Origin of the sequence: Stenotrophomonas sp. GD04024, assembly GCF_029837545.1 — a bacterium.
Lineage (GTDB): Bacteria > Pseudomonadota > Gammaproteobacteria > Xanthomonadales > Xanthomonadaceae > Stenotrophomonas > Stenotrophomonas forensis.
Window position 1 is genome coordinate 16,592 of sequence record NZ_JAOEDV010000043.1, and the last position, 20,230, is coordinate 36,821.

The 20,230-nt window shown below is 68.6% G+C and carries 14 protein-coding genes; 5 read left to right on the top strand and 9 right to left on the bottom strand.

Annotated elements, in window-relative coordinates:
* The first annotated feature begins 73 nt into the window (after positions 1-73).
* Both gltB and N7590_RS14165 read left to right on the top strand, forming a co-directional pair.
* The gene (gltB, locus tag N7590_RS14160) at positions 74-4,528 is read left to right on the top strand and encodes a glutamate synthase large subunit (RefSeq protein WP_279935666.1); all 4,455 of its coding nucleotides are present in this window, start codon (positions 74-76) and stop codon (positions 4,526-4,528) included.
* A 61-nt stretch (positions 4,529-4,589) separates the two neighbouring features.
* Positions 4,590-6,035 carry an FAD-dependent oxidoreductase gene (locus tag N7590_RS14165; protein ID WP_164241520.1) on the top strand — a complete coding sequence of 482 codons (1,446 nt, stop codon included), beginning with the start codon at positions 4,590-4,592 and terminating at the stop codon, positions 6,033-6,035.
* Here the strand turns inward: N7590_RS14165 and N7590_RS14170 are convergent.
* Positions 6,021-8,441, bottom strand: a complete 2,421-nt coding sequence (locus N7590_RS14170) for an ATP-binding protein (RefSeq protein WP_204275106.1) — start codon at positions 8,439-8,441, stop codon at positions 6,021-6,023. The genes N7590_RS14165 and N7590_RS14170 overlap by 15 nt on opposite strands.
* Before the next feature lie 157 nt (positions 8,442-8,598).
* On the opposite strand from N7590_RS14170, the gene N7590_RS14175 reads away from it, so the two are divergent.
* The gene (locus N7590_RS14175; protein WP_053509524.1) at positions 8,599-9,465 is read left to right on the top strand and encodes a methylglyoxal synthase; all 867 of its coding nucleotides are present in this window, start codon (positions 8,599-8,601) and stop codon (positions 9,463-9,465) included.
* 288 nt (positions 9,466-9,753) lie between these two features.
* Here the strand turns inward: N7590_RS14175 and N7590_RS14180 are convergent, their stop codons facing one another.
* From N7590_RS14180 to ttcA, 3 genes are read right to left on the bottom strand one after another with little or no spacing between them, the layout of a single operon-like run.
* A complete protein-coding gene (locus tag N7590_RS14180) occupies positions 9,754-10,533 on the bottom strand; it encodes a SprT family zinc-dependent metalloprotease (protein WP_053511297.1) in 780 nt (259 codons plus the stop codon).
* Positions 10,534-10,592: 59 nt separating this feature from the next.
* Complete coding sequence (locus tag N7590_RS14185; RefSeq protein ID WP_005411825.1) at positions 10,593-11,498, bottom strand: recombination-associated protein RdgC; 906 nt, start codon at positions 11,496-11,498, stop codon at positions 10,593-10,595.
* Between the two features lie 36 nt (positions 11,499-11,534).
* On the bottom strand, positions 11,535-12,455 hold the full coding sequence (gene ttcA / locus N7590_RS14190; RefSeq protein ID WP_164241518.1) for a tRNA 2-thiocytidine(32) synthetase TtcA: 921 nt from the start codon (positions 12,453-12,455) through the stop codon (positions 11,535-11,537).
* Between the two features lie 90 nt (positions 12,456-12,545).
* Here ttcA and N7590_RS14195 point away from each other — a divergent pair, with 90 nt between their 5' ends.
* Positions 12,546-12,749: a YdcH family protein gene (locus tag N7590_RS14195; RefSeq protein WP_004153435.1), complete on the top strand. Its 204-nt coding sequence runs from the start codon at positions 12,546-12,548 to the stop codon at positions 12,747-12,749.
* 184 nt (positions 12,750-12,933) lie between these two features.
* Here N7590_RS14195 and plsB read toward each other — a convergent pair whose 3' ends face one another.
* The 5 genes from plsB to N7590_RS14220 form a co-directional block, all read right to left on the bottom strand.
* Positions 12,934-15,570 (bottom strand): glycerol-3-phosphate 1-O-acyltransferase PlsB, encoded by a 2,637-nt coding sequence (plsB, locus tag N7590_RS14200; protein ID WP_053511295.1) that lies wholly within the window; start codon positions 15,568-15,570, stop codon positions 12,934-12,936.
* Entirely contained in the window at positions 15,570-16,523 is a 954-nt protein-coding gene (locus tag N7590_RS14205) for a hypothetical protein (RefSeq protein WP_164087305.1), read from the bottom strand. Before N7590_RS14205 ends, plsB begins: the two co-directional genes overlap by 1 nt.
* A 280-nt stretch (positions 16,524-16,803) precedes the next feature.
* Positions 16,804-17,625 carry a serine protease gene (locus N7590_RS14210; RefSeq protein WP_164241517.1) on the bottom strand — a complete coding sequence of 274 codons (822 nt, stop codon included), beginning with the start codon at positions 17,623-17,625 and terminating at the stop codon, positions 16,804-16,806.
* Between the two features lie 219 nt (positions 17,626-17,844).
* Positions 17,845-18,570 (bottom strand): orotidine-5'-phosphate decarboxylase, encoded by a 726-nt coding sequence (pyrF, locus tag N7590_RS14215; protein ID WP_164241516.1) that lies wholly within the window; start codon positions 18,568-18,570, stop codon positions 17,845-17,847.
* The gene (locus N7590_RS14220) at positions 18,567-19,490 is read right to left on the bottom strand and encodes a 5'-nucleotidase, lipoprotein e(P4) family (RefSeq protein ID WP_053448397.1); all 924 of its coding nucleotides are present in this window, start codon (positions 19,488-19,490) and stop codon (positions 18,567-18,569) included. The genes pyrF and N7590_RS14220 overlap by 4 nt, the downstream gene beginning before the upstream one ends.
* Positions 19,491-19,591: 101 nt before the next feature.
* Between N7590_RS14220 and N7590_RS14225 the strand changes: the two genes are divergently transcribed.
* A partial coding sequence (locus tag N7590_RS14225; protein WP_279935667.1) for a DUF480 domain-containing protein occupies positions 19,592-20,230 on the top strand: 639 nt, incomplete at its 3' end.

The following is a 20,230-nucleotide window of genomic DNA, read 5'->3' on the forward strand; positions in this document are numbered from 1 at the left end:
GGCCTCACGATGCGCTCCAGGGATTGGGCGGGCTTGAGTGTCCCCGTTCAATTCATTCCGCATCGAGGTAGAGATGGCCCCCCGCAACCGCCAAGGGCTTTACGACCCGCGCTCCGAGCGCGATGCCTGTGGATTTGGCATGGTCGCCCAGCTCGACGATCAACCTTCGCGCCTGTTGGTTGATACCGCCATCGCCGCGCTCTCGCGCATGACCCACCGTGGCGGTGTCGCCGCCGATGGCCTGACCGGCGATGGCTGCGGCCTGCTGCTGCGCCGCCCCGATGCTTTCCTGAAACTGCTGGCCAGCGAAGCCGGCATCGTCGTCGCCGCGCGCTTCGCCGCTGGCCTGGTGTTCCTGCCACATGATGCCGATGCTGCGCAGGCCTGCCGCACCCAGCTGCAGGCGCAGGTGGAGGCCGTGGGCTGCAAGGTGGCCGGCTGGCGTGAGGTGCCCACCGACGACAGCGTCTGTGGCCAGCTGGCGCGCGACACACTGCCGCGCATCGAACAGGTGTTCGTCGACGCCGGCATCGGCCAGGACGACGCCGGCTTCGCGCTGGCGCTGTTCCTGGCGCGCCGTCGCAGCGAACAGCAGCTGCGCGCGCATGCTGACTTCTACGTCACCACGCTCACCCCGGATGCGATCAGCTACAAGGGCATGGTGCTGCCGGACAAGCTCAGCCGCTTCTACCCGGACCTGCAGCGCCGCGAACTGGCCTCCAGCGCCATCGTGTTCCACCAGCGCTTCTCCACCAACACGCTGCCACGCTGGCCGCTGGCCCACCCGTTCCGCATGCTCGCCCACAACGGCGAGATCAACACCATCGAAGGCAACCGGCGCTGGGCGCAGGCACGCAGCAAGGTGTGGAAGACGCCGCGCTTCGATATCGGCGAATTCGATCCGGTGATCTCCATGCACGGTTCGGACTCGCAGAGCCTGGACAACATGCTGGAGTTGATGGTCGCCGGGGGCATGGAGCTGATCCAGGCGCTGCGCATCCTGGTCCCGCCGGCCACCCAGTCGCTGGAGTTCAAGGACCCGGACCTGGCGGCGTTCTACGAGTTCCACGGGCTCAACAGCGAACCCTGGGATGGCCCGGCCGGCATCGTCGCCTGCGACAGCCGCTACGCCGTGTGCACCCTCGACCGCAATGGCCTGCGCCCGGCGCGCTGGATGCTGACCGCCGACCGCCACTTCCTGGTCGCCTCCGAAGCCGGCGTGTGGGAAGTGCCCACCGAGCGCGTGGTGCGCAAGGGCAAGCTTGGCCCGGGCGAGATGATCGCCATCGACCTCAAGCGCGGCGACCTGCTCGACTCCGACGCGGTGGACCGCATCAACCGCGGCCGCGCGCCGTACAAGCAGTGGCTGCAGCAGGGCGTCACCTACCTGCAGACCGAACTGATCGACCCGTCACTGGTGGAAGAGCCCTTCGATGAAGGCACCCTGCGCAGCTACCACAAGCTGTACCAGCTCAGCAGCGAAGAAGTGGAGCAGGTGCTGCGGCCGCTGGCCGAGACCGAACAGGAAGCCACTGGCTCGATGGGCGACGACACGCCGATGGCGGTGCTGAGCCAGCGCAGCCGCCCGCTCTACGACTACTTCCGCCAGGCCTTCGCCCAGGTCACCAACCCGCCGATCGACCCGCTGCGCGAAGACTGCGCGATGTCCCTGTCCACCCAGCTCGGCAAGGAGACCAACATCTTCCATGCCGGCCCGGAGACGGTGAACCACGTCATCCTCAACTCGCCGGTACTCAGCCAGCGCAAGCTGCGCCAGCTGCTGAAGATGGACCAGTACGTGCAGGCCAACCGCCTGCTCGACCTGTCCTACAGCGAGGACGAAGGCCTGCGTGCCGGTATCGAGCGCATCTGTGCCGAAGCCGAACAGGCCGCGCGCGACGGCATGGTGATGCTGCTGCTGTCCGACCGCTACCCGGTGGCCGGGCGGCCGATGGTGCACGCCCTGCTGGCCACCAGCGCCATCCACCACCACCTCTCGCGGCTGGGCCTGCGCTGCGACGTGAATCTTATCGTCGAGACCGGCACCGCGCGCGACCCGCACCACATGGCCTGCCTGCTCGGCTTCGGCGCCACGGCGGTGTACCCGTACCTGGCCTACCAGACCCTGTTCGACCTCGGCCGCCGCGGCATCCTCAAGCTCAGCAAGGGCGGCGAGCAATCGCAGATCGGCCGCCGCTACCGCAAGGGCGTCTACAAGGGCCTGTCGAAGATCATCTCGAAGATGGGCATCTGCACCGTGGCCAGCTACCGTGGCGCGCAGCTGTTCGAGATCATCGGCCTGGAACCGGAGGTGGTCGACCTGTGCTTCCCCGATACCGCCTCGCGCATCGGTGGCGCCGGTTTCGCGCGCCTGGATGCCGACGCGCGCGAGCTGTGCGCGCAGGCCTGGGATGCGCAGCAGGACGTGGATGTCGGCGGCCTGCTGAAGTACGTGCACGGCGGCGAGTACCACATGTACAACCCGGACGTGGTGACCACCCTGCAGCGCGCGGCGCGCAGTGGCGACCCGCGTGCGTGGCAGCAGTACTGCGATGCCGTGCATGCACGGCCGCCGTCGGCACTGCGCGACCTGCTGGAACTGGTGCCGGCCGCCACGCCCACGCCGCTCGATGAAGTGGCACCGGCCAGCGCGCTGTTCCCGCGCTTCGATACCGCAGCGATCAGCCTGGGCGCGCTGTCGCCGGAAGCGCACGAGGCGCTGGCGATTGCCATGAACCGCCTCGGCGGCCGCAGCAATTCCGGCGAAGGTGGCGAAGACCCGGCCCGCTACGGCACGCCGCGGCGCAGCAAGATCAAGCAGGTGGCCTCGGGGCGCTTCGGCGTCACCGCCGAATACCTGGTCAACGCCGAGGTGCTGCAGATCAAGGTCGCGCAGGGTGCCAAGCCCGGCGAAGGCGGCCAGCTGCCCGGCCACAAGGTCAACGAACTGATCGCGCGCCTGCGCTATGCGCGCCCCGGCATCGGCCTGATCTCGCCGCCGCCGCACCACGACATCTATTCGATCGAAGACCTGGCGCAGCTGATCTACGACCTCAAGCAGGTCAACCCGACCGCGCTGGTGTCGGTGAAGCTGGTCAGCCATGCCGGCGTGGGTACGATCGCGGCCGGCGTGGTCAAGGCCGGCGCGGACCTGATCACCATCTCCGGCCATGACGGCGGCACCGGCGCCTCGCCGGTCAGCTCGATCCGCTATGCCGGCGTGCCGTGGGAACTGGGCGTGGCCGAAGCGCACCAGGCGCTGCTGGCCAACGACCTGCGCGGGCGCACCCTGCTGCAGACCGATGGTGGCCTGAAAACCGGCCTGGACGTGGTCAAGGCCGCGCTGCTGGGTGCGGACAGCTTCGGCTTCGGCACCGCGCCGATGATCGTGCTGGGCTGCAAGTACCTGCGCATCTGCCACCTCAACAACTGCGCCACCGGCGTGGCCACCCAGGACGAGCGCCTGCGCGCGAACCATTTCACCGGCCAGCCCGAGCGCGTGGAGAACTTCTTCCGCCTGCTGGCCGAGGAAGTGCGTGGCTGGCTGTCGTACCTGGGTGCGCGTTCGCTGGAGGAAATCGTCGGCCGCACCGACCTGCTGCGGCAGATCGAGGCCGCGCCGCGCGATGGCGTGCGCGTGGACCTGTCGCGCCTGCTGGCCGATGCCCGTTACGAAGGCAGCCACTGCGCCGCGCAGCGCCTGTACGAATCGCCGGACAGCCTGGCCACGCAGATGGATGGCCTGCTGGCCCCGGCCATCGAGCACAAGCGCGGTGGCGAACACCGCTTCCTGATCCACAACACCGACCGCAGCATCGGCACCCGCCTGGCCGGTGCGGTGGCCCGCGCGCATGGCAACCAGGGCATGGCCGAAGCACCGCTGGAGCTGCGCTTCCGTGGCAGTGCCGGGCAGAGCTTCGGCGCCTTCAATGTCGGCGGCCTGCATCTGGAAGTAGAGGGCGAGGCCAACGACTACGTCGGCAAGGGCATGGCCGGGGGCCGCCTGGTAGTGCGGCCGCCGCGTGGCGCGCGCTTCGAGGCACGCAGCACCGCCATCATCGGCAACACCTGCCTGTACGGCGCCACCGGAGGCGAACTGTTCGCGGCTGGTCGTGCCGGCGAGCGCTTCGCGGTGCGCAATTCCGGCGCGCTGGCGGTGGTGGAAGGTGCCGGTGACCACTGCTGCGAATACATGACCGACGGCGTGGTGCTGGTGTTGGGCAAGGTCGGCCTGAACTTCGGCGCCGGCTTCACCGGTGGCCTGGCCTATGTGCTGGACGTGGACCGCGATTTCGTCGATCGCTACAACCACGAGCTGATCGACATCCACCGCGTGTCGGCCGAGGGCTTCGAGAACTACCGCCAGCACCTGCATCGCCTGATCGGCCGCCACCGCGAGCTGACCGGCAGCATCTGGGCGCAGCAGATCCTCGACGAGTTCCGCGATTACATCGGCAAGTTCTGGCTGGTCAAACCCAAGGCCGCCAGCATCGAGTCGCTGACTGAAACCCTGCGCCGCGCCGCGTGATTTTGCCCGGTAGTGCCGGCCGCTGGCCGGCAACGTCCCCCCTCGCATTCCAGAGCCCGCCATGAGCCGCAAGCACGCCTTCCAGTTCCTCGACCTACCCCGCACCATGCCGCAGCGCATCCCGGTCGAACTGCGCACCTCCGGCGACTGGGGTGAGCTGTACGGCAAGTTCGGCAAGGAAGACGCCCAGTACCAGGCCGGACGCTGCCTGGACTGCGGCAACCCGTACTGCAGCTGGAAGTGCCCCGTGCACAACGCCATCCCGCAGTGGCTGCAGCTGGTGCAGGAGAACCGCATCCACGAAGCGGCCACGCTGTGCCACAGCACCAACCCGCTGCCGGAAGTGTGCGGCCGCGTCTGCCCGCAGGACCGCCTGTGCGAAGGCAGCTGCACGCTGGAGGAATTCGGCGCGGTGACCATCGGCGCGGTGGAGAAGTACATCGTCGATACCGCCCTGGCCAGCGGCTGGCGCCCCGACCTGGGCGCGGTGCAGCCCACCGGCCAGAGTGTTGCGGTGATCGGTGCCGGCCCGGCCGGCCTGGCCTGTGCCGACCGCCTGGCGCGCGCCGGCATCACCGCCGTGGTCTACGACCGCTACGAACAGATCGGCGGCCTGCTGCAGTTCGGCATTCCCAGCTTCAAGCTGGACAAGGAGGTGGTCCACCGCCGCCGCGAAGTACTGGAGGGCATGGGCGTGCAGTTCCGCCTGGGCGTGGAGATCGGCCGCGATGTCAGTGTGCAGCAGCTGCTGGACAGCCACGATGCGGTGTTCGTCGGCACCGGGGCCTACCGCTACACCGATGGCGGCCTGGACGGCCAGGACCTGAAGGGCGTGCTGCCGGCGCTGCCGTTCCTGGTGCAGAACAGCCGCATCGTCGGCGGCGATGATCCGAAGGGCCGGCCGATTGCCGGCTGGGAGGACACCATCGCCCTGCCCGATCTGAACGGCAAGCGCGTGGTGGTGCTCGGCGGCGGCGATACCGGCATGGACTGCGTGCGCAGCGCGGTGCGGCTGGGCGCGGCCAAGGTCACCTGCGCCTACCGCCGCGACGAGGCCAACATGCCCGGCAGCGCGCGCGAAGTGGCCAACGCGCGCGAGGAGGGCGTGCGCTTCCTGTTCAACCGCCAGCCGCTGTCGATCGAAGCCGGCGCCGATGACGAGGTGATCGGCGTGACCGTGGTCGAGACCCGGCTGGGCGAGCCCGATGCCAACGGCCGCCAGAACGCCGTGCCGATCGAGGGCAGCGAATCGCTGCTGGAAGCGGACGTGGTGATCATCGCGTTCGGTTTCTCGCCGACGCTGCCGGCGTGGTTGTCCGAGCACGGCGTGGAAGGCCGGTCGAACGGCCGCATCGTGGCCGGTGGCAAGGACCGCCTGCCGTTCCAGACCGCGCATCCACGCCTGTTCGCCGGCGGCGATGCGGTGCGTGGCGCCGACCTGGTGGTGACCGCCGTGGCCGAAGGCCGCGACGCTGCCGCCAGCATCGTGCGCCTACTGGCGGGCTGAGTCCGGTACCAGCAGTACGGCCAGCAGCGCGTGCAGCGACGGCGCTTCCACCGGCTTGGCCAGGAAATGCTCGATGCCGGCGTCGCGGCAGGCCTCGCGTGTCCTGTCCAGCACGCTGGCGGTGAGCGCGATGATCGGAACCCGCGCACGGGCTGCACAGGCATCGGCGCGGATCGCGCGCGCCAGCGTGAATCCGTCCATGTCAGGCATGTGGCAGTCGGTGATCACCAGATCGAACGGCCACGCCTGCCAGGCCTCGAGGGCCCTGCGACCATCCGTGCAGGCATGCACATGCAGCCCCAGGCCGCGCAGGCGCTGCTCCAGCAGGTGCAGGTTGGTGGGATGGTCTTCGGCGACCAGCACCCAGGCGGGCGGCAGCGCCGGCACCGCTGCGGCCGGCGGCGGTGATGCCTCCGCAGGCTGCTCGCAGGCCGCCAGGTCCAGCTCCATCCACACCGTCGTGCCCTCGCCGGGCCTGCTGCGCAGCTGCAGTTCGGCGCCCATCGACGCCGCCAGTTCGCGGCAGATCGCCAGGCCCAGGCCACTTCCGCCGAAGCGGCGCGTCGTCGACGTCTCGGCCTGGGTGTAGGCGGCGAACACCGCCTGCTGCCGTTCCGGACTGATGCCCACACCACTGTCGCTCACCTGCAGGCGCAGCCGCTGGCCACCCTCCAACTGCTGCAGCACCCGCACCTGCAGGTCCACGCTCCCGTGCTCGGTGAACTTCAGTGCGTTGCCGGCAAGATTGAACAGGATCTGGCGCAGGCGCAGGCCATCAGCAAGCAACCCGGCCTGCAACGCCGGATCGAGCTCGATCCGGAGATGCAGGCCCCGGCTGGCCGCAACAGGCATCAGCAGCTGCTGCACTGCCCGCAGCATCGCCGCCAGATCGGTCGGCCGCAGCTGCAATGGCGCAGGCTGCAGGCGCTGGCTGTGCAGCACATCGTCGAGGATCTGCCGCAGCATCCTCGCCGCATCGCCCACCGTGGCAAGCACCTGCTGCTGGCGCGCATCCAGGTCGCTGTCGGCCAACCGTTCCAGCATCCCCAGCAGGGTGCTCATCGGCGTACGGATCTCGTGGCTCATCGTCGCCAGGAAGTGGGTCTTGGCCAACGCCACCTGCTCGGCCTCGCCTCTGGCCTGTGCCAGCGCAAGGGTGCGCGACTGCACTTCGCTGACATCCATCCAGTAACCACTCCACTCGACGACGCCGCCACCACGCGGCAGCGGTCGTCCATGCGAATGCACCCAACGCCAGCCCTGCGGCGACTGCGTCCGGAAGATGACATCGATCGGCTCGCGCGCCAGCGCGGCCGCATCGACCGCTTCTGTGAGCCGCGCATGATCGTCGGGGTGGACCGCGGCCAGCAGACGCCGATGATCGATCAGCGCGGTCTCGACGCTGATCCCGAACAGCGCATGTACATCCCCTGCGATCTGCGGAATGCTGTAGTGGCCTTCTGCCGAGCGACGCGCCTGGAACACCACCGCCGGCAGATTCGAGGTCACCTCCTGCAGCCGCTGGGCGGCCACGCGGCGTCGCTCGCTTTCGCGGTGCACGCGCCAATAGCCGAACGCGTACACCAGCGCGAGCGCCAGCAGGATCAGCGAGGCCGGCACCAGCCAGTGCAGTGCTGAAAGTGACGACTGGCTTCGCGGCACCGCCGGCAACCAGGCCGCACGCATTGCCTGGCGTCGCGCGCCACTCAAACTGGACACGGCCTGCTCGAACTCATCGATGACGCCCGCACAGTCGGGTGCCGTGGCCAGCACCAGCGCATCGTCGAAGCCGGCCGGTGCAGCGATGACCAGTGGATCTCCCCGGTAGCGCCGCAGGGCGGCCTCGACCTCACCGAGATTGGCGATCACCGCATCGACCAGGCCGGTGCCCAGCAGCGAGAGCGCGTCATCGAGCGGTGCCGGGGGAAGCAGCTGTGCGCCGGGTGCCTGTTCGGCCAGCAGCGCGGCCAACGGCTCGGGGTCCGGGCTGGCCACGGTGCGCCCGCGCAGCGCCGCCATTCCCAGCACCGGCGGCGCATCCCGGCGCCGTACGATCACCTGCGGCAGCTGCAGGAAGGGGGCACTGGCCACCCAGCCCGGGGGCAGCTGCGAACGTGGCCAGCCCAGCAGGGCCTGGATGTTGCCGGGCACCCTGCCCTCGACCACCGCGACGGCCGGCAGCGGCTGCGGCAGCAACGGGCGCTGTGCAGCCAGCAATGCCAGGTAGTCCGCGCCGGGTCCGCTCGCCTGTCCATGCACATTGGCGGACAACGGCGCGCGGTCGGATGGCCAGGCGATACGCAGCGGCGAGCCGCAACGTGCGGCAGAGGCAGTGGCAGTGGCTGGCAGCAGCAGGCATGCCATGACGGCAGCGGCGGGAAACCCAACGACGTTCACGGCAGGCATCCTCATTCGCCGGCGGGAGAAACGGCCGCACAGCGGTTCCGCTGCCTGCCACGCTAGCGGCGTGTCAGCAGGCGGCAATGAAGAAAGTTGCAAAAGCATCCGGCAGGGCGAATGCCGACATACACTGCCGCTTTCACCCGTACCTGCGGAGCTTTCGATGCGCATCGGCCTGGCTGCCAACCGTCTCCACCACCACGACGCGCGGGCGGCCCTGTTCCGCTGGTTGCGTGCCAGTGAGTCCGGACTGCGTGAACTCGGCGTATCGCTGCACGCGGTCGGCCGCACCCATGACGCGATCGGGCGGCAGGGATTCCTGGCCGGGTACGACGGCCTGCACCGCTATCCCTACGGACGCGAAGGCGGCCTGATGAAGCTGGTGGCCGAGGTGGTCGGCATGGGCCCGGAGCGGACGCTGGATGGTGCGATCTATCTGATCGACCCGGTCGATCCGTCGTCCGTGTTTCCGGAAGCCACTGCACTGAAGCGACAGTGCGTGATCCACGGCAAGCCGTTCATTTCGACCGTGGCCACTGCGCGCGACTGGGTGGAGGTGGAGCGTATCCATGCGGGCCTGGATGCAGACGCCGGCGCCGATGACCTGCACGGCTTCGAAGGGCATACGTTGGCGCTGATCGCCCACGATGCGATGAAGCCGGCGATGCTGGCCTTCGCCGACGAGCACTTCGCGGTACTGGCGCGATTCGGCGAACGCGTGGCGACGGGCACCACCGGGCAGCGCTTGAATGAACTGGCCTGGAGCCGCGGCTGGCCCAGTGACACGCCCTGGGTGACGCGCTACCAGAGCGGCCCGATGGGCGGCGATGCGCAGATTGCCGACCGCGTACTGGAAGGCCGCTGCCAGCGCGCGATCTTCTTCGAGGACCCGCATGTGGCGCGCCAGCACGAGGCGGACATCCAGCTGCTGGAGCGGGCGGTGACCACGGTGACCGACCAGGCGGTGTGCATTACCGCGCCGCGGGTGGCGGCACGCTGGGCGACGGCGGCGGCGCTCCGGGCGGGGTGATGGAGGTTTCGGCCAACGGCTGAGCCCCTCGTGGCTGGCGGTATCTGAAGGCAAAGCCGTGCTTGGCCGGGCGGGTGAGCCATGCAGGGGACGCTGCAAGTACGTCCCTGTAAGCTCGATGGCGCCATCCATGGCGCCAACGCCCCTGCATGGCTCACCCGCCCGGCCTCAGACAGTTTCCGTGAGCCGGTCGCGCGCTCTTCTGTAGAGCCGGGCCATGCTCGGCTGCTCTTCAACGTGATGACTGGAACCCCGCGCTGCGCGCGTTGGCCGAGCATCGGCCCGGCTCTACAACAGCTGGCGTAGCATGGCCTTCAGTCTGCGCCCTTCCAGTTGGAAGTAGTCGCGCTGTTCGCGCCAGGCGGGGAAGCGTTGTTCCACTTCATGCCAGAACGCCGGTGAGTGGTTCGGCTGGATCAGGTGGCAGAGTTCGTGCACCAGCACGTACTCGAACGCTTCCGGGCGCCCCAGCACCAGCGCAAGGTCCAGCGCCATGCTGCCGTCGGGGGCCAGCGAGCCCCATTGCGAGGACATCACCTTCAGCCGCAGGCGGCTGGGTGCGCGTGGCAGGGAGGGCAGGTACTTCGGCAGCCAGCGGCCGACGTCGGCACGGGTCTGGGCTTCGTAGAACTCGCGCAGCAGGCGGCGCAGGGTGGCATCGCCGCCACGGCTCGGCCATTGCACGCAGGCGCCGTGCTCGTCGATCTCCAGGCGCGCATAGCGACCTTCCTGCCAGCGCAGCGGCAACAGTTCGCCGCGCAACGGCAGCACACCGTCTTCGCCCGGCTGCAGCGGTGCCGGCAGGCCGTGGCCCTGGTACTGGCGCAGCTGCAGCGCCAACCAGTCGCGGTGCTGTTCCAGGAACCGCTCGCCCATCACCAGGCTGGCGCGCGGCGGCAGGGTCAAGCGTGCGCCACGCTCGTCCACGCTCAGCTTGATCCGGCGTGCGCGCGGATCGCGCACGCGCAGCACCTCGATCTCTGCATCCTCCAGGCGCAGGCGGACGGTGTCACGCTGCACGGTGGCGGGCGGAGCGGGTGAGATCAGGCGGCGCAACAGGCGGCTCATGGCGCCAGCATAGCGCCGCTTCGGGCCGCTGGATGACCGGCGGCCCACGCAGTGCCTGTTCAGTCAGCCTTGCTGAGCTTGAAGGCTTCTTCCAGCAACAGGAACAGGCGGCGGATCTCGGCGCTCTGCAGGGCGAAGCGGGCGTCGAACTCGGCGCGGCGGCCGTCTTCGTCGGCGTGCTCCAGCTGGTCCAGGGCACCGTCGAGGAACTTCAGCTTGCGCACGATCAGGTCGTCGCCGATCACGAACGACAGGTTGTCTTCGAAGATCAGCGCCAGCTTGGTCACCTGCTTGCCGGCGTCCAGGTGCTTGTCGATCTCGTCGCAGCGCAGTTCCTGGTGCTGGCACTTGACCACCGCACCGCCCTCCACCGGGTCCTTCATCTCGCACTCTTCGCCCAGGCTCAGCCCGGTCGGCAGCGGCTCGCCGGCAATCCAGCCGGTCAGGATCGAGCGCGGCGCGACTTCGGCGTTCAGCGGCATCGCCGGGAAGCTGCCGAGCAGGCCGCGGATGTCGGACATGAAGTATTCGCCGGTCTTGCGGCTGGAGGTATCCACCGCGACATAACCGTGCTGCAGGTCGATGAAGGCGTCATTGCGCGAGGACTTCACGAAGGCGCGCGGCAGCAGTTCATGCAGCAGGTCGTCCTTCATGCGCTTGCGCTCGCGGCCGCCCGGGCGACGGCCCTCCTTCTCCTCGATCTCCTCCAGCTTGCGCTCGAGCAGGTCGTTGACCACCGCCGCCGGCAGGATCTTGTCCTCACCGCCCACGGTCAGCCACAGATGTTCGGCGATGCGGTGGGAGAGCAGTTCCTTCTCCTCGCGGCCGAACGGCGAGATGAAGCCGCGCGAATTCATTTCCAGCGCGCCGACCGGCTTCAGCAGGGCGTGCGGCAGCAGGGTGTCGACTTCGGAAAAATCGGTGGTGGTCGGGAAACGGAAGAACGTCAGGTTGCGAAAGAACATGGAATTCCGGATGGCAAAGAGGAAGGGCGACCGACCTTAAACGGTGGGCGTCTCGGGATCTGCGTCGGCGTCGGCCGGGGAGCCGGCCAGCCAGGCATGGGCGTCGGGCAGCGGCGCGTCGTCGCGACGGCCCAGCGCCATGAAGTCGAACAGGGTGGTATCGGCCAGCTGCGAGGGCCGCACTTCGCCCATGGCACGCGCGATCTGCTCGATGCGGCCCGGGTGGTCCTTCTCCCACTGCCTGAGCATCAGGCCGACCTGGCGGCGCTGCAGGTTCTCCTGGCTGCCGCACAGGTTGCAGGGAATGATCGGGAACTGGCGTGCCTGCGCGTACTCGACGATGTCGCTCTCGCGCACGTACGCCAGCGGCCGGATCACCACGTGCCTGCCGTCGTCGCTGCGCAGCTTCGGCGGCATGCCCGACAGCTTGGCGTGGTGGAACAGGTTCATGAAGAACGTGGCCACCATGTCGTCGCGGTGATGGCCCAGCGCGATCTTGGTGAAACCGTGGGTCTCGGCGTAGTTGTACAGCGCGCCACGACGCAGGCGCGAGCACAGCGAACACATGGTCCTGCCTTCCGGAATGACCCGGCTGACCACCGAATAGGTGTCCTGCTCGATGATGTGGTACGGCACGCCCAGCCCGGCCAGGTACTCCGGCAGCACGTGCTCGGGGAAGTCCGGCTGCTTCTGGTCCAGGTTCACCGCCACCAGCTCGAACGGCACCGGCGCCTTCTTCTGCAGCTGCAGCAGTACGTCCAGCAGGGTGTAGCTGTCCTTGCCGCCGGACAGGCAGACCATGACCTTGTCGCCGGCCTCGATCATGCCGAAGTCGGCAATCGCCTCGCCCACCTGGCGGCGCAGGCGCTTGGCCAGCTTGTGCTGCTCGCGCTCGGCCACGCGCGGATCGCGGGCGGCGCGGGGCGGGGGATCGGGAAGGGAGATCACGGCACTCATGGCTCCATTCTAACGGCTCGGAGCCGCCGCGGCCGGACCGTGGGGCTCCCCTCTCCCGGCAGTCATCATCGCTGTGTATGCTCGGAGGCTGTGGACACCTACAGCCCCGCCGAGATCGTCGAGCACCTCGCCGCCCTGCGCGCCGAGCACCGCCTGCTGGATGAACAGATCACCCGCATGGCCGCCAACGGCGAGGACGAGCTGGAGTCCAAGCGCCTGAAGCGTCGCAAGCTGCAGCTGAAGGACTGCATCGCCAGGCTGGAAAGCCTGCAGATTCCCGACGAACCGGCCTGACGCCGGGCTCGGGTGGGGGCCAACCCTGGTTGGCCTGCTGCTCTGGTGGGTGCCAACCTTGGTTGGCCTGCTGCTCTGGTGGGTGCCAACCTTGGTTGGCCTGCTGCTCTGGTGGGTGCCAACCTTGGTTGGCACGACTGGAATGTGTGTGGACCAAGGTCCACACCCACCACAAGGATTCAGTTCAATCCTGCGGCGCAGCCTCGTCCGGGCGTGCCGCTTCCGGGCTGACCCGCTCGATGGTGTGGCGCAGCTCACGGCCCAGGATGAACTTGGCATCCTTGGCCCAGGCATCCAGGCGTTCGTCGAACAGCAGCTTGCTGTTCTCGTCCGGCCACACCAGGCGCAGTTCGCGCAGCTTCTGGATGAAGCCGCGGAACAGGGACTTGTCGAAGAACTCCGGTGCCGCCGGTGCATACAGCAGGCTCAGCCGCTGCGCCGCCTGCTGGCACAGGCTTTCCAGCTCGGCCGCGCCAAGGACGCCGGGGCCGTTCTTCACCAGCACCGAAATGGCGATGTAGTAGCGCTCGAACGCCTGCTGCAGCGAATGGCCGATCGCACGCAGGCGGAACACCTCGTCGGTCTGCCCGGTGTTGCGCGCCAGGATGCCGCCGTCGTCATCGTTGACGTTCTGCAGCAGGCCTTCGCGCACGAACACATCGATGGTCCGGTCGATACGCTGGGCGAACTCGTCCTCGCTCCACGGCAGGAACAGCTCGGCCTGCAGGAACGGGTACACCGTGCGGCCCAGCTGGACCAGCCCGGTACGGCTCATGCGGCGGTTGTTCTGGAAGCAGCAGGCCACCCACGAGGAGGCGGTGAACAGGTGCACCACGTTGTTGCGGAAGTAGCTCAGCAGCACCGCGGTATCGCCGCTGACGCTGAGCACGTCGCCCAGCGGGTGCTTGATACGGGTGAGGACGTTGATTTCCTCGGCATGGGCGATGATCCGCTCCGGCGAGTGCGGAGTCACCGTCACCCGGTCCGAATACGGCATCTCGACCAGCAGCGTCTTGCACAGCTCGATCTGCGCGATCAGGTCGGCCTCGCCCATTGCATGCTTGGGCGTGGACAGCAGGGCCAGCGCCAGCAGGTTGATCGGGTTGACGTCGGCGGCACCGTTGATGCGCACCTGGATGCGCTCGGCCAGCGTGTCCACCGTGGTCGACAGCCAGGCCGGCTTCTCGTCCTCGGACACCGCCTCGCCTTTCCACTCCGGCGCCTTCTCGGCCAGCACTTCGTTCAGCGCGATCGGCTCGCCGAAGTTCACCACCACCTGACCATAGTTCTGCTTGAGCACCTTGGGGATGCCCCACAGCAGCGACCAGATCGATTCCTTTTCCTTCGGCCGGCCGGACAGTTCGTCCAGGTAGCTGCCGCCTTCCATCAGTTTCTCGTAGCCGATGTAGATGGGCTGGAACAGCACCGGCTTGCGCGGCTGGCGCAGGAACGCGCGCAGCGTCATCGAGATCATGCCGCCCTTGGGCTGCAGCAGGCGCCCGGTACGCGAGCGGCCGCCTTCGACGAAGTACTCCAGCGAGTAGCCACCGGCCACCAGCTGCGCGACGTATTCGCTGAGCACCGCCGAGTACAGCGCGTTGCCACGGATCGAGCGGCGGATGAAGAACGCGCCCCCCTTGCGCAGCAGGGTGCCGACCACGGGCAGGTTCAGGTTGATGCCGGCCACGATGTGCGGCGGCACGATGCCACGGTCGTACAGCAGGTAGGACAGCAGCAGGTAGTCCATGTGGCTGCGGTGGCTGGGCACGTACACCACTTCGTGGCCCGGCGCGGCCGCCTTGAACTTGTCCAGGTGATGCACCAGCACGCCGGCGTAGATGCGGTTCCACACGTGGCTGAGCATGAAGCTGGCCGAACGCACCACCGGGCTGGAATAGTCCGCAGCGATTTCCCAGGCGTAGGCGTGCGCCTTCTTCCAGGCATCGGCCGGCTTCGAATTGTCGCGCTTGGCCTGTGCGGCGATCGCTTCGCGCACCGGTTCGGCCGCCAGCACCTGGTCGACCAGCAGGCGCCGGGTCGACAGGTCGGGGCCGATCACCGATTCACGGATGCGGCGGAAATGGGTGCGCAGCACGCGCTGCAGCTTGCGCACCGTGCGCTCCGGCTCCAGGCCTTCGTCCACGGTGCTGCGCAGCGAGATCGGCGGGGCAAAGCGGACGATGGTGCTGCGGCCGTTGAGCAGCACCGCCAACAGGCGGCGGAAGCGGCCGACCAGTGCCCAGTTTTCCGAGAACAGCACGGCGAACCAGCCGCTCTGCTTGTCCGGCGCGCGGCCGACGAAGATCGACACCGGCACCAGGTGCACGTCCAGGTCATCGCGCACGCGATGTGCCTGCAGCACCTTGGCCAGCGAATCGGAGTGGGTCTTGGCGCCACGCTGCTCGGGGATCAGCGAATTGCTGGAGCTGCGTCGCGACAGCGCCAGGTAGGCGCGCTTGCGGCCGGTCGGGTCACCGGCCAGCGGCACCAGCGGCGACGGCAGCCCGGCCTGGCGGCAGGCCTTGTCCAGGATCAGCGCATTCGACAGGCCGTAGTCTTCCAGCACATACATGACCGGGCGGCCATCGTTGTACTGGCCGGGGTCTTCCGGTTCGATCTTCAGCGACAGCCACGGCTCGACCAGGCGACCGAGCAGGCGCGCCCACAGCGGGCGGCGGCCGGCCGAACGCGCGTGCGCGGGCGGCGGTACCGGGTTCGGGCCGGTACCGGTCGAGGGGGACGCCGGCACCGTATCGGCGGGCGTCGACGGGGATTCTTCGCCGGGGAACGGCAGCGGGTTCTGTTTCGACATCGGCGCCATTATGGCTTAGGCGGTGGCGTTGCCGCTTCCCCGCCCTCGGCGGGGACTTCGGCCGGGGCCGGCGCCGCGTCGGCACGGGCCGCGTCGGCCTTGCGCAGCAGCGCGTCGGTGTCGGCCAGGGTGCGGGTCAGGTACCAATGGCCCTCGCGCCGGCTCAGCGGCAGCTGCAGGCTCATCTCGCGGCCCGCCAGGTCGTAGTGCAGGCGCACCAGCGCGTTGTCACCTTCCACCGACAGCAGTTCGCCACGCACACTGCGCAGGGCTTCGTCCACGCCCAGCCCGTAGCTGCCCAGCACGGCCTTGAGGGTATGGATGAACGGTGCCAGCTGCTGCAGGCTGCCTTCCATGCCCGCGGCCTGCAGGCCGGCCTCGTCATCGAAGCCAACCTTGCCGGCCGCACCGACCAGCGCGGCGATGGTGCTGCGCGCACGGGCGCGGTCGCTGATCGGTGCACCCTGTGCCCAGACCGCCAGGGTCTCGACCAGGGCGATGTAGTGCGCCTGCTGACCGGGGGTGTAGCCCTTCTGGTGGCGCAGGTACTGCACGCCGAAGTTGCCCATCGACTGTGCGGCCTGGCGCACCGCACCGGCCTGGCCGGCCAGCTGGCGGTCGAAGCTGCGCTGCAGTTCGGTGCTGGCATTGGGCTTGCGCAGGGCGGCCAGCATCGGCAGCAGCTGGTCACCCAACGGCAGCTCGGTCAGCGGCCACTGGCTGTGGCCCTCGGTCCAGGCCTGCTGCAGGCGCTGGTACTGGCTGGGCGGCACCGACAGCCTGGCGTAACCGACCAGATCGTCTTCGGCCAGCCGCAACGCCATCGCCTGCACCGCAGCCACCGGCTCGGCCGCCGGCTTGGCCGGGGCGTTGCCAGACTCGCGGCACGCCGCCACGGCCAGCAGCAGCATGGCCGCCAGCCCCCATCCACGCGCAGACCTTCCTCGCACCGCCACGCTCATGCATTCGGACTCCCCGGACCGGTCCGCATCTTGCGGCCTGCGACGTGACAGCGGCAAGCCGGGACGTCACGGTTTCCGCCAACGGCGATACAAGTGATTGAAAACCATAAAAAAAGAGCCGGGATCACGGGGATCACAGGCTCTTCAAGCCGGCACGGGGCCGGAGGACAGTGTTGTGGCACATGTCCGGTCCAGGGACCGGATGGCGGCGATCCTACGCTGCCCTGCAAGTTAAGGCAACACTTCACGTAATACGATATATCTATTTGATTTTATTGAATCAATCACGCTGCCAGACAGCCTCAATGAAATCTACGGCGTGTTTTTCGGCGATTCGGGCATAAACGCCGGGATAGCCGGCCAGCGCGCAGCCCTCGCCCCAGCTGACCACGCCGAACTGGGTCCAGCCCTCGCGCAGTCGCAGCAGCAGCGGACCGCCGGAATCGCCCTGGCAGCTGTCGATGCCCTCGCGGCCGGCACAGATCACCTTGCCGCGCGACAGATCACCGCCGTAGGCCTGCTGGCATTCATTGAACGGCACGAACGGCACCTGCACCGTCTGCAGCTGGGTGGGATAGACCCGGCCATCGCCGATGTCGGTGTCGCCCCAGCCGATCACGGTGAATTCGCGTCCCGGCTTGAGATAGCTTGCATCGGGCCGCAGCCGCAGGGCGACCGGCTGTGCATCGGCCAGCGGCGCGCTGAGCTGGATCAGGGCCACGTCGTGCTCCAGCGAGTTGCCGCTGTTGAATGCCGGGTGGACGTGGATCGCCTTGACGTTGGAGGCGCGCGACGCGGCCTCGGTGGAGAGCGTGGCCTGGCCGGCCAGCACCGCCAGGCCGGTCGGATTCTCGCCCTGCAGGCAATGCGCGGCGGTCAGTACCCACGACGGTGAAATGAGCGTTCCGCCGCAGAAATGGCGGTCATGGTCCGAGTCGCCGTCGAAGACGCCCTGGATGCTGACCATGAACGGGTACTCGCCCGGTTGGGCGGCTTCGCCGCCGATGATGCGCGGTGCCTCGCGCACCTGCGGTGCGGCGATGACGGGTGCGGCGGACGCGGCCAGCAACAGGCCGATGAACAAAGAGGTGCTGCGATACATGATCCCTGTACTCCTCTATCGATGGTTGGAACCGGCGCGGCCGCGGTCCGTGCCGGTGCATCGATTGGGAAGCAGTGATGATCCCCACAGGGCGAACGCGCGCACAGTTTCCGCGCCTTGTGCTGCCTGCGTCAGTGGCGGCCGCACAAATGCGAACGCCATCGCGCACGGGTCGCGATGGCGTTCGTAGTGCCGTTGTGACCGGCGTATTCCGAAGGCTCAGCGTGCAGCCAGAGCCGACGCGATTTCCTGCTGGATCGCCCGTGCCGCGGCCTGCGGATCGGTGGCCAGGCGTATCGGACGGCCAACCACGATCGCATCGGCGCCATCGGCGAAGGCCTGGGCCACGGCGACGGTGCGCTTCTGGTCATCGCCGACCGGGCCGCCAGGACGGATGCCCGGGCAGACGATCGAGAACCCGGCGCCGGTGGCGGCACGGATCGGGCCGGCTTCCTGGCCCGACGCGATCACGCCATCGATGCCCGCCGCCTGCGCCGCCAGCGCACGCTCGACCACCACGTCCACCGGCTCGCGGTCGATGCCCATCTGCGCCAGGTCCGGGCGGCCCATCGAAGTCAGCACGGTCACCGCCAGCAGGCGCATGTCGCTGCTGTTGGCGGCCGCGCAGGCCTCCATCATTGCCGGATGCCAGCCATGGATGGTCGCGTAGCTGACCGGCCACTGCGACAACCGCTTGATCACCGCCGCAGCGGTGGCCGGGATGTCGAAGAACTTCAGGTCGACGAACACGCGCTTGTCGCGTCGTGCCAGCTCGTCGAGCACCTGGAAGTACTCGCCCGAGGCCAGCAGCTCCATGCCGATCTTGTAGAACGCCACGCTGTCGCCGAGGCGATCCACCCACTCCAGTGCCTGCACGCGGTCGGGCACGTCCAGCGCGAAGATCAGGCGCTCGTCATCGCGCAGCGGCAGCGGCGCGCGGCTCACGGTGCGTAGTCCAGCGCGGCGCGCTTGGCGTCGTGGCGGGCCTGGCGCGACTGGCTGTAGTCGTTGTTGAACTGCGCCGGCTCAAAGCCGCCGTAGGTCGGGTTCGGCAGCATCCACCAACGCTCGCCGAACCAGTCGTGGTACTGCTGCAGCAGCGCGTCACGGCCGTCGTTGGTGTTGGCGGTCACTTCCACGAAGTCACCCAGCTGGTCGCCGAACTGCATCAGCACGCGGTACTGCTGCCCGGCCAGGCGGCGGCGGCAGTTCTTCTCGCTGCCGTTCTGCTCGCAGCCCGGCACCACGGTGCCCAGGCCGAGGAACACGCTGTCGTCGGCCACCGGCAGGCCCTGCTCGCGCAGGTTGGCCAGGGTCGCGTCCTTCAGGTGCACGGCGCGGTTGGAGATGTACAGCAGGGTCACGCCCTTGGCGTTGGCGGCCTTGGCGAAATCAACCACGCCGGGGATGGCCTTGGCCTTCTTCTCGGCCACCCACTGGTCCCAGGTCAGCTCGTCGTATTCCTTGCCGTCGCGCACCAGGCGCGCCTGGTAGGGCGAGTTGTCCAGCACGGTTTCATCCACGTCCAGTACCACGGCCGGCTTCAGGCCCTTGGCCTCGTTGCCGCGCTCCTCCGGCACCAGTGCGTCCCAGTGGGCTTCCTTCAGCGCTGCGTCCAGGTGGTCGGCGGCGGCACGGTAGGTCTGCTCGGTGATCGCTTTGTATTCCTGCGCGCGCTGCATCCACAGCACGGCATTGAGATTGTCGTTGGCGGTGGCATCAAGCGCACCCTCCGCCTTGGCAGCGGCGGCCGGGGCCTCCGGGGCAGTGGCTTCGGCGGCAGGCGCATCCACGCGCTTGCAGGCAGACAGGCCCAGCGCCGCGGTGGCGAGCAGGGTCAGGGACAGGGAAACGGGACGACGCATGGGTTCACCGGCAATCAGATATACCGGCGCATTTTACCGGCAAAGCCGCCGCCGGGACGGCTATGCTTGGCGGTTGACCCGTTGCCCTTCCGGAGGCCGCCATGACCGATTCCGCCCAGACCCCCGACGTTCCCCTGCTCGACGCCGTGCAGGCCCGCCTGCTGGGCTGCCTGGTGGAAAAGGAGGCGACCACCCCGGACACCTACCCGCTGACGGTCAATGCCGCGCAGTCGGCCGCCAACCAGAAGACCGCCCGCGAGCCGGTGATGAACGTCGATGCCGGCAGCGTGCAGCACGCCCTGCGCCAGCTGGAGACGATGGGCCTGGCCCGCCAGCACTTCTCCTCACGGGCCGACCGCTACGAGCACCGCCTGCAGGCCGCGCTGGACCTGACCCGGCAGCAGACCGTGCTGCTGGCGATGCTGCTGCTGCGCGGGCCGCAGACCCTGGGCGAACTGGTCACGCGCAGCGAGCGCCTGTACCGCTTCGCCGACGTGGACGAAGCCCGCCACGCCATCGAGCGCCTGCAGCAGCGCGCCCTGCTGGTGGTGCTGCCGCGCGCCAGCGGCCAACGCGAAGACCGCTACATGCACCTGCTGTGTGGCGAAGTGGACGGCGCGGCGCTGGCGGCCAAGTACGCCAGCAGCGGCGGTGGCAGCGAGGCCGCCGACCCGGGCCTGGCCGAGCGCGTGGCCCAGCTGGAAGCGGCCGTGGCCGATCTGCAGGCGCAGTTGGCCGAA

Coding starts and splice junctions, on each gene's coding strand:
- N7590_RS14165 (WP_164241520.1), top strand. CDS start 4,590: ATGAGCCGCAAGCACGCCTTCCAGTTCCTCGACCTACCCCGCACCATG.
- N7590_RS14220 (WP_053448397.1), bottom strand. CDS start 19,490: ATGCGTCGTCCCGTTTCCCTGTCCCTGACCCTGCTCGCCACCGCGGCG.
- ttcA (WP_164241518.1), bottom strand. CDS start 12,455: ATGAGTGCCGTGATCTCCCTTCCCGATCCCCCGCCCCGCGCCGCCCGC.
- N7590_RS14170 (WP_204275106.1), bottom strand. CDS start 8,441: ATGCCTGCCGTGAACGTCGTTGGGTTTCCCGCCGCTGCCGTCATGGCA.
- N7590_RS14175 (WP_053509524.1), top strand. CDS start 8,599: ATGCGCATCGGCCTGGCTGCCAACCGTCTCCACCACCACGACGCGCGG.
- N7590_RS14185 (WP_005411825.1), bottom strand. CDS start 11,498: ATGTTCTTTCGCAACCTGACGTTCTTCCGTTTCCCGACCACCACCGAT.
- plsB (WP_053511295.1), bottom strand. CDS start 15,570: ATGGCGCCGATGTCGAAACAGAACCCGCTGCCGTTCCCCGGCGAAGAA.
- N7590_RS14210 (WP_164241517.1), bottom strand. CDS start 17,625: ATGTATCGCAGCACCTCTTTGTTCATCGGCCTGTTGCTGGCCGCGTCC.
- N7590_RS14205 (WP_164087305.1), bottom strand. CDS start 16,523: ATGAGCGTGGCGGTGCGAGGAAGGTCTGCGCGTGGATGGGGGCTGGCG.
- gltB (WP_279935666.1), top strand. CDS start 74: ATGGCCCCCCGCAACCGCCAAGGGCTTTACGACCCGCGCTCCGAGCGC.
- N7590_RS14180 (WP_053511297.1), bottom strand. CDS start 10,533: ATGAGCCGCCTGTTGCGCCGCCTGATCTCACCCGCTCCGCCCGCCACC.